This window comes from Micromonospora sp. ABR4_055 (genome assembly GCF_056160425.1).
In genome coordinates this window covers 13,402-28,173 of sequence record NZ_JBSWXD010000082.1, presented here as the reverse complement: position 1 = coordinate 28,173, position 14,772 = coordinate 13,402, and the positions used below count along the sequence as shown (strand labels likewise).

Below are 14,772 nucleotides of genomic sequence, written 5' to 3'. Positions count from 1 at the left end.
ACGTGCAACAGCACTTTTATCGCGAAAAGCGCAGCGGAGGGGGGGGGTTGGTTTCCGAAGGTTGAAAGGAAGCCGGTCGGAGCCGCGAGGGCCGCACAGGTCGCCGCTGACGCAGTAGCCGTCGCGGCTGTCGCCTCGACGTGGGCGCCACCGATCCGCCTGATCCGGATACCGGGGCCGGTCTGGATACCGGGGCCGGTGCCGCCAGCCGGAAACGCCGATCCGGTCCGGGTACCGGTCACCGACCGTACGGGCTGCCCGGCCGCCAAGACCACCTCACGACGGAATATCTCCTGTTCCCGCTCGGGGACCAGCTCCGCCGACCGCTCGACCGCACCGGCGACCAAATCGTTGATCTTTACCATGACGGCCACCGCGACCGGCAGGACCAGCATGCCCCACCAGGGAATGAGTTCCGCCAGGGCGAGCAGCCCACCCAGCACGAAGCTGCCCTCGAAGAAGGCCAGACAGGTCAGCCCGCTGGGCTGCACGTACCGGAGCCGTAGCGCCCGGGCGTAGACCGGTTGGAACTCGTCCTCGATGGCGTCCTGCTCGTCGGCCGGGTCCAAATGGTCACGCGGATCCCGATGGTCGCGGCCGCTCACCGCTGATCACCACCGCTGCGCCGGGCCTGCGCGACCGCGACAACGGCCCGCTCCAGTGCGTAGTCCCGGTCGTCCGACCCGCCCTTGACATCGGCGTTGCACCGCGCCGCCGCGTGCATGGCATCAACCAGGCCTTCCGCGCTCCAGCCCCGGCTCTGCCGTTGCGCACGCTCGATCTTCCACGCGGGCATGCCGAGACTGCTCGCCAACTGGTACGGGCTCCCCCGACCGGCGGACGCGACCCGGGCCACGGTACGGATGCCGTCGGCGATCGCGTCGGCGATCGGCACCGGATCGACTCCGACGTGCAGGGCCCACCGCAGTGCTTCCAGGGCTCCCGACACGTCGCCGATGATCGCCGCGTCCGCCACGGTGAATCCACTCACTTCGGCGCGACCCCGGTAGTACCGGGCCACGGTCGCCGCGTCGACCCTGCCGCCCGTGTCCGCCAGCAGTTGGGCGCAGGCCGCGGACAGCTCTCGCAGGTCGTTGCCGACGGCGGCGAGTAGTGTCTCGGCGGCGTCGTCGGTGCACCGGCCGCCGGCGCGGCGGAACTCGTCTCGGACGAAGGCGACCCGTTCCCGGTGCCCCTTGAGCTTGGCCGCCGGCACCACGGTCGCCCCGGCCGACCGCAGCCCGTCGGCGAAGGCCTTCCCTTTGGCGCCGCCCGCGTGGGTGACCAGCAGCGTCACGTCCGGATCGGGTTGCTTCGCGTACCCGAGCAACGCGGCGGTCAGGTCCTTGCGGGCGTCCTGGCCACTGCGCAGCACGAGCAGTCGCCGACCGCCGAACAGGGACGGGCTGAGCATCTCGGCGACCTCGCCGGCACTGACCGCGCCCGCCTCGTACTCCCGTACGTCGGCGTCGGGATCGGTGGCCCGGGCAGCCTGGACGGCTTCCGTCACAGCCCGAGTGACCAGAAGTTCCTCGTCCCCGAGCACGAGTACCACGGCGGGCGGGGCGGCAATTTTCACGCCCGCCATAGTCGCACGGGTCGTACCACCGAGATCAACCCCCAATTTCTCGCAGAGTAGTTGTTCGATCACGCTCCGATAATAGGGACATTTGCCAGCGAGCTGTCACGAACAGCACCGGAACACCGCAGTTGACTGCGGTCTTCCGTCCCACCCGGATCAGCCGGTACGGGAGTTGATGTCAGCTCTCTGGTGGGAGACCGCGAGCCCGCCGGCACGCCGTACCACCGCGAGATCACCGTCGACATCGGTGCGCAGCACCCGCGCTCCCCGTGCCGACAGCCGGGCGAGCACTCCGGGATCCGGATGCCCGTAGCGGTTGTCGGCACCGACCGGCACCACCGCGACCGCAGGAGCCACCGCGTCCAGGAAGCCGACGTCCTGGAAGGCCGACCCGTGGTGGGCGACCTTGAGCACGTCCGCCCGCAGTCCGGCCGCCCCGAACCGGTCCAGCAACGCTTCCTGCGCGGCGTGCTCGGCGTCACCGGTCAGCAGGATCCGTACTCCGTCCACGACAGCCAGCAGCATCAGCGAGTTGTTGTTCGGATCGGACCTGGTCCCGATGAACGGCTCGGTCGGACCGAGCACCATCAACTCGACCTGGTCACGACGGTAACTCCAGCCGGGCGGAACCGGTCCGACCGCGACGCCTCGGGCCGCCGCCGCCAACTGCACCGCGTCCCGGCCGGCAGCCGGCTCCGGCCACCCGGTGGTCGCCACCGCCGAGACCAGACGGTGCCGCAGGACACCATCGACGCCAGCGACATGGTCGGCGTGGAAATGACTGATCACCAACAGCGGCACCCGGCTGATGCCGAGACGGCGCAGGCACCGGTCGGCAGCAGCCGGGTCCGGTCCGGCGTCGACGACCACAGCGGACCGGGCACCGGCGGGTAGCACCACCACGTCCCCCTGACCCACCGCACAGACCGCGACCACCCAGCCATCCGGTGGCCAGCCCGACGCGGCGAGCCGCACCGGCAGGGCCCCGACCACGGCTCCGACCGCTATGACCGCCAGCACTCGACGAGTGAACCCGTGACGGGCCAGGAGCAGCACGACGACCGTCAACGCGGCAAGAGAGAGCGCACCGAACGCCCCGTCCGGCCACGGCAGCGAACCCGCGGGAACCCGCGCCCCGTACCGGGCCACCGTCACCAGCCACCAGGCCGGCCAGTGACCGAGCCAGGCGAGCAGTTCGGCACCGCCCGGCCAGACCGGTGAGACGACGGCTGTCGCCACCCCGAGCACCGTCGCCGGGGCGATCGCCGGCACCACGAGCAGGTTGGCGGGGACCGCGACCAGGCTGATCAGTCCGGATAGGCCGGCGACGACCGGGGTGCAGGCCAGCTGCGCCGCCGCCGGGATCGCCAACGCGTCCGCCAGCGGAGCGGGTACACCACGGGCCACCATCGCGTCCCGCCAGCCGGGTGCGAACAGCAGCAGACCACCGGTCGCCAGTACGGACAGGGCGAAACCCGCGTCCGAGGCCAGCTCCGGATCGACCACGACCAGGACGGCCACGGTCGCACCGAGCGCCGGCAACGCCGCCCGCCGACGTCCGGTCGCCAGCGCGAGCAGCCCGACCGCACCCATCACCCCGGCCCGTACCACGCTGGGCGAGGGACGGGCCAGGATCACGAAGCCGACCAGCGCCACGGCGCACGCGACCGCTGTCAGGCCGGGACCAGCCCGACACCAGCGCATCCCGAGCAGGACGAACCCGACGACGACCGCGACGTTGGACCCACTCACCGCGACGAGATGGGTCAGCCCGGTGGCCCGGAAGTCCTCCTCCACCGCAGGATCCAGCCGGCTGGTGTCGCCGACGACGAGACCGGGCAACAGGCCACCGGGCTGGTCTGGCAACGGCTCGCAGGCGCGCTGCAGGCCCGACCGCAGGACACCGGCCGCCCGCTGCGCCCAGCTCGAGGACCCGACCGGCGTCGGATCTTCCCCGGTGGACAGCACTGCTGCGGTCAGATCACCACCGCGCGGTGGCGCCAACCGGCCGGCGACCCGCACCCGCTGCCCGGGCAGCAGCCCGTCCCAGGCGTTGCTGGTGCCGAGGACGAGCAACCGCACCGGACCGACCAGCCGGCCGGCGACGCCGTGGTCGGACCCGACGGCCGGCGAGCCGGACAGGCTGGCCAGCCGGACCGGTACCAGCCACAGCGGCGGTCCGGCCACCGCCGACCTGACCCGTCGAGGATCGTCCCGGATCACCAGCTCCGCGGCGACCGCCGCACGGTCGTCGACCAGCGCCGCGAGCGGCCCGGCGTCCCGCGCCGCCACCCGCGCGCCGGCAGCGGCGGCACCGCAGACGACGCCGAGCACCACCGCCATGGCCAGCCAGCCGTACGCGTGGATCCACCTGGTCAGCCGGGGCAGGTCGGCGTAACCGCCGGGCGGCCTGGCAGCGCGGCTGCGGCCGGTGCCCGTACCTCTGGTCAGGTAGACGCCGAGCAGACCGACCAGCGTCACGCCACCGCTGACCAGTGCCACCGCCAGTACGGCCGTGCCGTACACCACGGCGAAGGCTGCCAGCCAGCAGGCCACCGCGAACCCGGCCAGCCGCAGATCAGGCGGCCCGACCCGGTCACCGCCGGAAGCCTTCACACTGTCACCAGCTCACGCAGTTGGTCGAACCGCGCGTCGCCGATGCCGCTGACCTTGCGCAGGTCGTTGACGGACGCGAACCCACCCACCCGCTCGCGATGGTCGATGATCCGCTGGGCGAGCACCGGGCCGACTCCCGGCAGCGTCTCCAACTGCTGCTGGCTGGCGGCGTTCAGGTCGACCTTGCCGGTCTCGCCCGGCTGGCCGGCGAGCGGGGCAGGTCCAGTCTCGGCTCCCGGCGGAGGTGTGACCCCGACCACGACGAGCTCGCCGTCCTGGACCGGGCGGGCCAGATTGAGCCAGGCGATGTCGGTGTCGGGCAGTGCGCCACCGGCTGCTTCCAGGGCATCGGCCACCCGGGCACCTGCCGGCAGGGTCACCAGGCCTGGCCGGTGGACCCGGCCGGTCACCGCGACGATCAGCTGTGTCGGCCCGCCGGTGCCGGTCGTCCCAGGTCCTGCCGCAGCGGGGCGGCCCTCAGGACTCGGGCCGGCGGCGACGGCCGACACCGGGGCGCCCTGGGCCGAGGCGCCGTCGGCGGACGGCACCGGCTCGACCTGGGGTCGTGCCCGCCAGGCGAGCAGCGCGGCGCCGGCTACCACCACGACAGCCACGGCGGCGAGCGCCCGCACCCCCCGCCGGCCAGGGTCGAAGGCGGGCAGCCGGGCGGTCGCCCCAGAGAAGGCCGGGTCATCGCCATCGATCGGGTCGCCCGATCCGGCCGGGTCATCGAGGTCGCGGACGGACGAACGGACGGGGTCTACCAGCACCCGTAGGTCGCCGTCGGCGCGGGTCAGTAGGCCGCCGTCGGCGCGGGTCAGTAGGCCGCCGTCGGCGCGGGTCAGCCGGGCCAGCCGACGCTGGACGGTGTCGTCGTCGATCACGTGCAGAAGCTAGGCCGCCGGCCAGGACGGTGGACCGGACTGCGGGCAGGGCTGTGGACGACCGGCGTGTTGTGGACAGTGCCCCGTACCAGACCCGGATCTTGCTATGGGCCGGCGGTCAGGGAGCCCGCCCGCCGGTGCACCACGACCGAGAGCAGACCGGGGCCGGCGTGTGCGGTCACCACCGCCCCGATCTGCGTCACGTGAACGTCCTGGAGCCGGTCGCCCAGCCGGGAGGTCAGTTCGGCACACAGGGCGGCGGCCCGGTCCGGATCGTCGAGGTGGTGCACGGCGACGTCGACCCGCGAGGCGTCGCCGGCCGCGAGACAGGCGAGGTCGACCAGCTTGGCCAGGGCACGGGCGGCGGTACGTACCTTGTCGCGCAGCACGATGTGCCCGTCCGGCACGTGCAGGATCGGCTTGACCGCCAGCGCCGTACCGAGCAGCGCGGATGCTGCCGTGATCCGACCACCGCGCCGCAGATGCTCCAACGTGTCGACGTAGAAAAACGTTCGGGTGCGGGCCGCTGCAGCGGTCGCGGCGGCGCTGACCTCGGCCAGGTCACCCCCGGTGGCCGCCACCGTCGCCGCGGCGAGCGCCGGGAAGCCCAGCCCCATGCCGGTCGAGCCGCTGTCCACCACCGCGACCCGGTCCGGGCCGGTCTGCCGGGCGGCCAGTTCGGCGGCCGCGACCGTGCCGGACAGCCCGGCCGACAGGTGCACCGACACGACCCCGGAGCTGCCGGTGCCCAGCAGTCGCCGGTACGTCTCGGCGAACTGCTCGGGCGCGGGTCGCGAGGTGCTGACCGTCGAGCGCCGCACGGTCAACGCGTGGGCCACCTCGGTCGGGGTCAGATCGAGGCCTTCCCGACGTTCGACGCCGTCGACCAGCACGGTCAGCGGCACCACCGTGAGGTGGTGCCGCTGCGCCAGATCGGCCGGCAGGTAGGCGGTGGAGTCGGTCACGACCGCGACGGACATGCCGGCACGCTAGCTGATCATCGGCAATCGTGCCGGGCCAGGCCACCTGTGGGGTCGGACCGGCTATCGGATCCAGCCGGCGATCAGGTCGGACCGGTTGTCGGATCAAGCCGGCGATCGGGTCGGACCGGCTGCCGGGTCAGACCGGGGCGGGGATGTCCCGGGTGCTGCTCACCCCGACGTTGTGTGCCCGCAGTTGCCAGCCCCGCGACTCGTCGTACCGTAGCTCGGTCCAGTGGCAGTTCTGCAGCGGCGCGACGGTACGCAGCACCGGCACCCCCCAGCCGAGCAGATGGCCACAGCCCTGCCGGGCCGCCCCGCCGTGGGTGGCGATCACCACAGTCCCGCCTGGCATCGCGTCAGCCGCGTCCTGCAACGCCTCCCCGACCCGTTTGCCAAGGTCGTCGAGGCTCTCCACAGCGCAGCCGGGCGACGGATCGCCGGCCCGCCAGCGGGCGTGCTCGGCGGGGAACCGTTCCGCGATGGTCGGCATGGTGAGCCCTTGCCAGAGCCCGTACTGCCGCTCCCGCAGCCGGGGGTCGGAACGGACCGGAAGGCCGGTGAGTGCCGCCAGGGCCGCCGCGGTGTCGGCTGCCCGCTGGAGATCGCTGGCGACGATCGCGTCCGGTCGTAGCGCCGCGATCAGCGGCGCGGCGGCGGTGGCCTGGGCCCGGCCGAGGTCGTTGAGGGCGGTGTCGGTCTGGCCCTGCACCCGGTCGGCGGCGTTCCAGTCGGTGTTGCCGTGCCGCCAGACGATCAACCGGGTCACTCGGTGGCCCCGGCTTCGGCCTCGACCAGGTCACGGTCGACGAACGGGATGACCGGACAGTCCTTCCAGAGCCGGTCGAGGGCGTAGAACTCGCGCTCCTCGGTGTGCTGGACGTGCACCACGATGTCGTTGAAGTCGAGCAGCACCCACCGGCCGGCACGGTCGCCTTCACGCCGGATCGGCTTGGCCTTCTCCGGCAGCCGGACCAGGCTCTCCTCGATGGCGTCGACGACCGCCAGCACCTGGCGCTCGTTGGGCGCGGAGGCGAGCACGAAGGCGTCGGTGATCGCCATTCGGTCGGCCACGTCGATGACGACGATGTCCTGCGCCTTCTTGTCGGCGGCGGCCTGGGCGGCCGTCAGGGCCATCTCCCGCGCGCGCTCTGAGGCGCTCATCGGATCACCTCGACAACACTCCTTCAGCTAGACAGCTTCGCTGCTCTAGCCTCTCACACTCGCCCAGCCAGAAAATACGGATATATTACCTATATTGTGACAGCAGGGGGTCATTCACCCGAAGATTCCGTCTCGTACAGCCGACGTTTGGCGATGTACTGCACCACCCCGTCCGGCACGAGGTACCACAGCGGCTTGCCGGCAGCCACCCGCGCCCGGCACTCGGTTGACGAGATCGCCATCGCCGGCACCTCGACCAGGGACACCGTGTCGGCCGGCAGGTGCGCGTCGGACAACTCGAACCCCGGCCGGGTCACCCCGATGAAGTGGGCCAACTCGAACATCGCGTCCGTGTCCTTCCAGGACAGGATCTTCTCCAGGGCATCCGCGCCGGTGATGAAGAACAGCTGCGTCTTCGGCCCGTACACCGAGTGCAGGTCGCGCAGCGTGTCGACGGTGTAGGTCGGGCCAAGCCGGTCGATGTCCGCCCGACTCACCTGGAACGTCGGGTTCGACGCGGTCGCGATCACGGTCATCAGGTACCGGTCCTCAGCCGGGGTGACCGTCAGCCCAGCCTTCTCCCACGGATCCCCGGTCGGCACGAAGACCACCTCGTCGAGCGCGAAGCGCTCGGCCACCTCGCTCGCCGCGACCAGGTGACCCTGGTGGATCGGATCGAAGGTGCCGCCCATAATGCCGACCCGACGGATGCCATCGTCCATCGACGAATCGTATGCCGATGATCTACCCAGCCGGGCTGTCGCGTGGCGTAGGCAACACTTTCGGGGGCCTGCTCCCGCTTTGCGCCTCCGGCGATCACCGCCTACGCCGGTCCGGCACCGGCACCGGCTCTGGACGCGTACCGACGTCGAGCGGCCAACGCCCGGTCCAGTTCATCGGTGGCGTCGGTGACCACCCGACGTAGCCCGGCGGTCAGATCGTCGCGGGCGAGCATCGCGGTTGCCGCCGCCCGGGTCCGCTCGCTCACCGCGAACTGCGGGAAGGCCGTCTCCGCCACCCGGTCGGCGAGCCACGCCGCGCGGCGCCGGGTCGCCGCCGGCAGATCGGCGAAGTACCGGTCCACGTACGGCGCCGTCAGCTCGGTCTGTTCCGGCTGCCAGAACCCTTCGGCGTACGCCTCGACGAGACGGTTGGACAGGCTGGTGTCGGTCACGATCGCCTGCCAGGCACGCTCCTTGCCGGCCGGGTCCGGCACCGCCGCACGGCACTTCGCGGCCCACTGCTCACCGGCCGCGCTGCGGTCCCGGCCGGCCTCGTCGGCGATCTCGGTCGTGCCGACGCCGCCGCACGCCGCCAGCCGGTAGAGCAGCAACCAACGCAGGTCGGCGTCGACCGTCAGCCCGGCGGGCACCGCCCACCCCGCCAACCACCCCCGCAACCAGTCGACGTCCCCGCTGGCGGTGATCGCCCCCCGGGCCGCGGCCAACTGGACCGATGTGCCGGACCCGGCTGCGGCCAGCAGCCGGGTGCAGGCGGTGCCGAGCCGGGACCGCAGCACCGGACGGTCCACCGGGTGCGCGTACCGGTCGATCACCGACCGGCTCAGCCGCAGCACGTCCTCGACGACGACCACCACGGTCTCGGCCGGCAGGGCCAGCTCGATCAGCGCCGCCAGGTCGGCCACCGGCTGCTGGGCGTCACGTACCGCGTCCAGGGTCGCCGTCCACGACACAGCACGGGCCAACGGATCGGTCATTCCGGGCAGCATCGCCGGCAGCGCGGCCGACGAGGCCGGGTCGAGCCGCACCTTGGCGTACGTGAGGTCACCGTCGTTGACCAGCAGTAGGTCGGCCGCCGGCTCACCGACCAACGCCGGCACCAGGGTACGTCCGCCGTCGACGTCCGGGGCCAGGTCCACCGCCAGCCGGCGCCGCCGCACCGATCTCCGCCGGTCCCCGGTCGCCTCGGCATCGAACAACCCCAGTCCGATCCGGTGCGGACGCAGCACCGGATAGGGCTGCGGCGCGGTCTGCACCAGGGCGACCTCCCGGTAGCGGCCGGTCTCGTCGACGATCGTCTCGGCCCGGATCGTGTTCACCTGCGCCTGCCGCAGCCACCGCGTCGCCCAGCCGGACAGGTCGCGGCCACTCGCCTTGGTCAACGCGTCGAGCAGGTCGGCCAGCGTAGCGTTGTCGAACCGGTGGGCGGCGAAATGTGCCCGCAGCCCGGCCAGGAACGGTTCGTCGCCCAGCCAGGCCACCAACTGGCGCAGCACCGACGCGCCCTTGGCGTACGAGATGCCGTCGAAGTTGAGCAACGCCCGCTCGGCGTCCGCGACCTCCTCCGGCGCCACCGGATGGGTCGACGGACGCTGGTCCGCTGCGTACCCCCAGGATTTGTAGAGAATGCCGAACGTCGTCCAGGCGTCGGTGAACCGGGTCGCCTCGGCGGTCACCCGCACCCCGAGGTACTCGGCGAACGATTCGTTGAGCCACAGGTCGTCCCACCACCGCATGGTCACCAGGTCGCCGAACCACATGTGGGCCATCTCGTGGGCGATCGTGGTGGCCCGCCGCTCGCGTTCGCTGTCGGTGACCGCCGACCGGAAGATGTGGTCGTCGCGGAAGGTCACCAGGCCCGGGTTCTCCATCGCGCCGGCGTTGAACTCGGGCACGAACGCCTGGCCGTAGCCGCCGAACGGGTACCGCACGTCGAACAGTTCGTGGAACCGGTCCAGGCACTGCCGGGTGATCGTGAAGATCTCCTCGGCGTCGGCGTCCAGGTGCGCGGCGAGCGAACGTCGGCAGTACAGCGACAGTGGGACCCCGTCGTGCTCGGCGTGGCGGGCGTGGTACGGCCCGGCGATCAGGGTCACGAAGTACGTTGCCAGCGGCGCCGTCGGCGCGAAATCCCACCGGCCGTCCACCGGCGCGCCGACCGGCTGGCCGTTACCGGCCACCGTCCACTGCGGTGGCGCGGTGACCCGCAGCCGTACCGATGCCTTCAGGTCGGGCTGGTCGAAGCAGGCGAAGATGCGCGGCGCGTCGTCCAGGAACGACATGGCGTACAGGTACGTATCGCCGTCGGCGGGGTCCACGAAGCGGTGCAGCCCCTGCCCCGAGTTCGAGTACGCCATCCGGGACTCGACAGTCAGCGTGTTGTGTCCGGCCAGCCCGGTCAGCGGGAACCGGTTGTCGTCGAGCGTCGTCGGATCAAGATCGACCTCGTTGAGCCGTACCCGCGTCAGCTTCACCGCAGCGACCTCGACGAAGGTCGCTGCTCCCGGCGTGGCCCGGAACTCGATCACACTGGTCGACCCGAACTCGGTGTCACCGGCGGTCAGATCGAGGTCGATGGTGTACGACTCGACGGTGATCGTCGCGGCGCGTTCGACGGCCTCGGCGCGGGTCAGGCTCGGCATCCGACCATCCTGCCGCACATCGTGCAACCGGCGGCGGCTAGCCTGTGCCGGTAACCGGGCGTGTACCGCCTGACAAATCCCGCGTGTGTTCCCGTGCAGAAGGAGTCGACGATGGCGCAGCACCCCAAGGGCGATTTCGACCTGTCCCGTGCGGTGTGGCAGCGGGCCGAAGGTGACGACTCCGAGGGCGCGGTCGAGATCGCGTTCGTCGACGACCTGATCGGGATGCGCAACTCGGCCGAGCCGGACGGGCCGATCCTGGTCTTCACCCAGGCCGAGTGGGACGCGTTCGTCGCCGGCGCCCAGGACGGCGAGTTCGACCTGGAGTGACCCGGTGGTCGCGGCGGCCTGGGACGCACGGTCTACCCCGGGTCGCCGCCACCCCAGCTCAACGCGTTGATCCCGGCCGCGCGGTGGAAGCCGGGATGTTCGAGTACGTCGACACAGGTCTCGCTGTCCGGGTCCGGCCCGACCGCCCCGCAGAACAGCGGCTCGGCCAGGTGCCAGGCGTCCGTGTAGGACAGCCGCGCGACGCCGATCGCCACCTCGGGCCGCGGGACCGTCAAACGGCGAGTACTTCCCCTGCTCGATGGCGATGACGGTCTGTCGGGTGACGCCGAGCCGTCTGGCCAGCTCGGCCTGGGTCATCTCCCCGTTGGCAAAGCGCAGGGCCCGGATCGAGTTGGTCACCCTGGTCGGTCTGCCCACGCTTCACCACCCCCGGTGGTACGCGACGATCCCCAGGGTGGTCACCAGGAACGCCCAGGTGCCCTTCTCCTCGTACGACTTGACATCACTAAGGTAAAGGAGACGGAACATGATGTCGCTAATCTTTGACATGGCCGGACCAGGGGCGCACCCGTAGGTGCAGGATGACCAGGACTACAGCGCGTCGTCGAGCAGGATGCGCCGCTGGTCCGTCGGCGTCACCAGGTGTACGCCGAGCAGCCGCACGCCGGCCTGACCGCACACCTGGTACGCGGTGTGGAACCAGAGCCGGTCCGGGTCGCTGACCGCGCTCGATCCGGACCGGGTGAGCACCACCAGCATCGAGCCGTCACCCGCCCGCTCCGCGAGCGCGTTGGCGAAGATCCCGACCGCCTGGGCGCAGTCGTCCGGGTCGAGCCGCGCCGGCAGGTCGTCGACCGGGCAGTGGACCTGTACACGGTCCTCCTCGTCGCAGAGAACGAACCGCACCCCGCGCCGCCCCCGCTCCCACCGCTCGATAGCGGCGGCGAGATGAGCATCGATAGCCTCGGGACTGTCCAGAACCGGCGAATCGCTCATGACCCGACATCGTCCACCATTCGCCCGGGTTCGGCCACCCCGCCCGCGTCGCCGGGCACCATGAGCCAGGACAGTCAGGCCGCGGCGACCGGAACCCGTTTCTCAAAGCAGACGCTGTACGGATTACCGACGTACTCGCCGTAGACCGGGATCCGGGCGTAGCCCGCCGAGGCGTACAGGTGCATGGCCACCGGCAGGTAGCTGCCGGTCTCCAGCCGGAAGATGGTGTGGCCGGCGGCGTACGCCGACTCTTCCAACGCGGTCAGCAGGTGCCGCGCGATACCCCGACCCCGGTAGGCCGGCCGTACGTACATCCGTTTGATCTCGGCGGTCTGCGCGTCCAACGCCTGGACGGCGCCGCAGGCGACCGCCCGCCCGTCCAGCACGCACACCAGGTACCGGGCGTCGTCGTGTACCTGGTGCCCGACCGGATCGACTGGCCGACCGGCACGCTCCGCCTCAGCCAGCTCGCGCTGCTGGGTCATGATCAGGGCGGCGACCTCCGGGTCGGTAGGCAGACGGCGCTCGATCAACACTCAGTCACGATAGGCAAAGCGCGTTTCCCGAAGGTTTCGTCCAGTTGGCCGGGATCAGGCCTGATTCCGACAACCCGACGTTCAACTGCCACCAACCCGCTTGGTAACAATCAGTTACCTCGATACGTCCGAGTCGTCCTCTGCTGGCCGCTGCCGGCGGGCCTTGCGGTCCGCCAGCCGCTGCGCGGCGCTGGCCCGGCTCGACTGCTCCTCCAGCCGGACATCGGTGCCGCGGGAGCTCGGCACGTACTCGACGTCAGCGAAGTGGCTCGGCTGCCAGTCGAACTCCCATGATCCGATCCTCACCAACGCGCCCGGCTCGGCGCCCGCCTTGGCCAACGCCTCCTCCACGCCCAGCCTGGCCAGCCGATCGGCGAGGAAGCCGACTGCCTCGTCGTTGTCGAAGTTGGTCTGCCGTACCCACCGTTCCGGGCGGGATCCCCAAACCCGGTACGCACCGTCGGCCGCCGGCTCGACGGTGAATCCGGCGTCGTCGACGGCCGCCGGCCGCAGCACGATCCGGGTCGGCTCCAGCTCCGGCGCGGCCGCACGGGCAGCGGCGACCAGTTCCGCCAGGGCGTAGGTCAGCTCCCGCAGCCCTTCCCGGGTCGCCGTACTGACCTCGAACGCCCGCAACCCGCGCGCAACCAGGTCGTTCCGGACCAGCTCGGCCATTGCCCTGCCGTCCGGTACGTCGATCTTGTTGAGCACCACCAGCCGTGGCCGGTCCGCCAGACCGCCGTAGGCGGCCAGCTCCGCCTCGATCGCGTCGATGTCGGCCAGCGGGTCCCGCCCGGGTTCCAGAGTCGCCGTGTCCACCACGTGGGCCAGCACGGCGCACCGCTCGATGTGCCGCAGGAACTCCAGACCGAGGCCCTTGCCGGTGGCCGCACCAGGAATGAGCCCGGGTACGTCGGCGACCGTGAAGGTGTGTTCGTCGGCCCGGACCACCCCGAGGTTGGGCACCAGCGTGGTGAAGGGGTAGTCAGCGATCCTCGGCCGGGCCGCCGAGATCACCGAGATCAGCGACGACTTTCCGGCCGAGGGGAAACCGACCAGGCCCACGTCGGCGACGCTCTTGAGTTCCAGTACGACGTCAAGCTGCTCGCCCGGCTCACCCAACTCGGCGAAGCCGGGTGCCTTGCGCCGGGCGCTGGCCAATGCGGCGTTGCCCCGGCCACCCCGGCCGCCCCGGGCGATCTCCAGGCTGGTGCCGGCACCGACCAGATCGGCCAGCACCTCGCCGTCGAGACCCTGCACACTCGTCCCGTTCGGCACCTTGAGCACCAGGTCGGCGCCTTTGGCACCGTCCCGGTTGCCACCGGCCCCGCCCTTGCCGTTCTCGGCCTTTGCGTGCGGCCGGAAGTGGAAGTCGAGCAGGGTGTGCACCTGAGGGTCGACGACCAGGGTGACGCTGCCGCCGTGCCCACCGTTGCCCCCGTCCGGCCCGCCGAACGGCTTGAACTTCTCGCGGTGGATCGAGACGCAACCGTGCCCACCGTTCCCCGCCAGCACATGCAGTACAACCCGGTCGACGAAGGTCGTCACGGCCCTATCCTCTCCATTGCCGCCGGCGGGACCGGCGGACACGACAAAGCGGGCTGGGACCTCTGGTCCGCAGCCCGCTCGTCAGGTTGCTCGACAAGCGTCAACCAGCAACGCCAGGGCGCCTGCCTGCGGCGGCGCTGTACGGCAGATGCTACTGCGTCGCCGGAACGATGTTGACCGTCTTGCGGCCGCGCTTGGTGCCGAACTGCACCGAGCCGTCAGCCAGCGCGAACAGCGTGTCGTCGCCACCCCGGCCGACCAGGTCACCCGGGTGGAACTTGGTGCCGCGCTGACGGATCAGAATTTCGCCGGCGCTGACGACCTGACCACCGAACCGCTTCACGCCGAGACGCTTGGCCTGGGAGTCACGGCCGTTCCGCGAGCTGGACGCACCCTTTTTGTGAGCCATGGCTGGTGCCTACTTCCCGTTCGAGATGCCGGTCACCTTGACCTGGGTCAGCGGCTGACGGTGACCCTGGCGCTTGTGGTAGCCGGTCTTGTTCTTGAACTTGTGAATCCGGATCTTCGGACCCTTGGTCTGCGCGGCGATCTCGCCGGTCACAGCGACCTGGGCAAGCTTGGTCGCGTCGGTCACCAGGTCGTCGCCATCGACGAGGAGCACCGCGGGAAGCGTCACCGCGTCACCGGGGGCACCGGTGATCTTCTCGACCTCGATCACGTCGCCCTCGGCGACCTTGTACTGCTTGCCGCCGGTCTTGACGATCGCGTACATCGGACGCGGACTCCTGTCGTTTGTCGCTGGCGGATGGTGTTCGTGGCAGCTCGGTGGACC

16 protein-coding genes and 1 pseudogene are annotated in these 14,772 nt (G+C 71.1%); 1 reads left to right on the top strand and 16 read right to left on the bottom strand.

The features are described from left to right. From ACXAHD_RS19190 to pepN, 9 genes are all read right to left on the bottom strand, one after another. On the bottom strand, positions 1-605 hold a 605-nt coding region (locus ACXAHD_RS19190), incomplete at its 3' end, for a hypothetical protein (protein WP_475052192.1). Continuing rightward, complete coding sequence (gene holA, locus ACXAHD_RS19185) at positions 602-1,588, bottom strand: DNA polymerase III subunit delta (RefSeq protein WP_281551015.1); 987 nt, start codon at positions 1,586-1,588, stop codon at positions 602-604. The genes ACXAHD_RS19190 and holA, both read right to left, overlap by 4 nt. Positions 1,589-1,738: 150 nt before the next feature. Next, positions 1,739-4,198: a ComEC/Rec2 family competence protein gene (locus ACXAHD_RS19180; protein ID WP_289213382.1), complete on the bottom strand. Its 2,460-nt coding sequence runs from the start codon at positions 4,196-4,198 to the stop codon at positions 1,739-1,741. Next, entirely contained in the window at positions 4,195-4,968 is a 774-nt protein-coding gene (locus ACXAHD_RS19175) for a ComEA family DNA-binding protein (RefSeq protein ID WP_475052199.1), read from the bottom strand. The genes ACXAHD_RS19180 and ACXAHD_RS19175 overlap by 4 nt, the downstream gene beginning before the upstream one ends. 218 nt (positions 4,969-5,186) lie before the next feature. Beyond that, entirely contained in the window at positions 5,187-6,062 is an 876-nt protein-coding gene (locus ACXAHD_RS19170; protein ID WP_475052186.1) for a DegV family protein, read from the bottom strand. Between the two features lie 139 nt (positions 6,063-6,201). After that, a complete protein-coding gene (locus ACXAHD_RS19165; RefSeq protein WP_281551018.1) occupies positions 6,202-6,831 on the bottom strand; it encodes a histidine phosphatase family protein in 630 nt (209 codons plus the stop codon). Beyond that, positions 6,828-7,226: a ribosome silencing factor gene (rsfS, locus tag ACXAHD_RS19160; RefSeq protein ID WP_281551019.1), complete on the bottom strand. Its 399-nt coding sequence runs from the start codon at positions 7,224-7,226 to the stop codon at positions 6,828-6,830. The genes ACXAHD_RS19165 and rsfS overlap by 4 nt, the downstream gene beginning before the upstream one ends. Positions 7,227-7,336: 110 nt before the next feature. Further along, positions 7,337-7,948: a nicotinate-nucleotide adenylyltransferase gene (gene nadD, locus ACXAHD_RS19155; protein ID WP_281551020.1), complete on the bottom strand. Its 612-nt coding sequence runs from the start codon at positions 7,946-7,948 to the stop codon at positions 7,337-7,339. Between the two features lie 101 nt (positions 7,949-8,049). Then, positions 8,050-10,608, bottom strand: coding sequence for an aminopeptidase N (pepN, locus tag ACXAHD_RS19150; protein WP_475052196.1), 2,559 nt, complete (start codon positions 10,606-10,608; stop codon positions 8,050-8,052). Positions 10,609-10,719: 111 nt separating this feature from the next. Between pepN and ACXAHD_RS19145 the strand changes: the two genes are divergently transcribed. Further along, entirely contained in the window at positions 10,720-10,938 is a 219-nt protein-coding gene (locus ACXAHD_RS19145) for a DUF397 domain-containing protein (RefSeq protein WP_281551022.1), read from the top strand. Positions 10,939-10,970: 32 nt separating this feature from the next. On the opposite strand, the gene ACXAHD_RS19140 is transcribed toward ACXAHD_RS19145, so the two are convergent. From ACXAHD_RS19140 to rplU, 7 genes and pseudogenes are all read right to left on the bottom strand, one after another. Beyond that, entirely contained in the window at positions 10,971-11,174 is a 204-nt protein-coding gene (locus ACXAHD_RS19140) for a hypothetical protein (RefSeq protein ID WP_281555820.1), read from the bottom strand. Positions 11,175-11,187: 13 nt separating this feature from the next. Beyond that, a pseudogene (locus tag ACXAHD_RS19135) lies at positions 11,188-11,256 on the bottom strand (helix-turn-helix domain-containing protein); the annotation flags it as partial. Positions 11,257-11,490: 234 nt separating this feature from the next. Further along, positions 11,491-11,895 carry a hypothetical protein gene (locus tag ACXAHD_RS19130; RefSeq protein WP_148083506.1) on the bottom strand — a complete coding sequence of 135 codons (405 nt, stop codon included), beginning with the start codon at positions 11,893-11,895 and terminating at the stop codon, positions 11,491-11,493. Between the two features lie 74 nt (positions 11,896-11,969). Next, entirely contained in the window at positions 11,970-12,431 is a 462-nt protein-coding gene (locus ACXAHD_RS19125) for a GNAT family N-acetyltransferase (protein ID WP_281551023.1), read from the bottom strand. Positions 12,432-12,545: 114 nt separating this feature from the next. Further along, on the bottom strand, positions 12,546-13,979 hold the full coding sequence (gene obgE / locus ACXAHD_RS19120; protein WP_281551024.1) for a GTPase ObgE: 1,434 nt from the start codon (positions 13,977-13,979) through the stop codon (positions 12,546-12,548). 151 nt (positions 13,980-14,130) lie between these two features. Beyond that, on the bottom strand, positions 14,131-14,388 hold the full coding sequence (gene rpmA / locus ACXAHD_RS19115; protein WP_123602997.1) for a 50S ribosomal protein L27: 258 nt from the start codon (positions 14,386-14,388) through the stop codon (positions 14,131-14,133). Positions 14,389-14,397: 9 nt separating this feature from the next. Beyond that, entirely contained in the window at positions 14,398-14,712 is a 315-nt protein-coding gene (gene rplU / locus ACXAHD_RS19110) for a 50S ribosomal protein L21 (RefSeq protein WP_123602998.1), read from the bottom strand. Between the last annotated feature and the right edge of the window lie 60 nt (positions 14,713-14,772).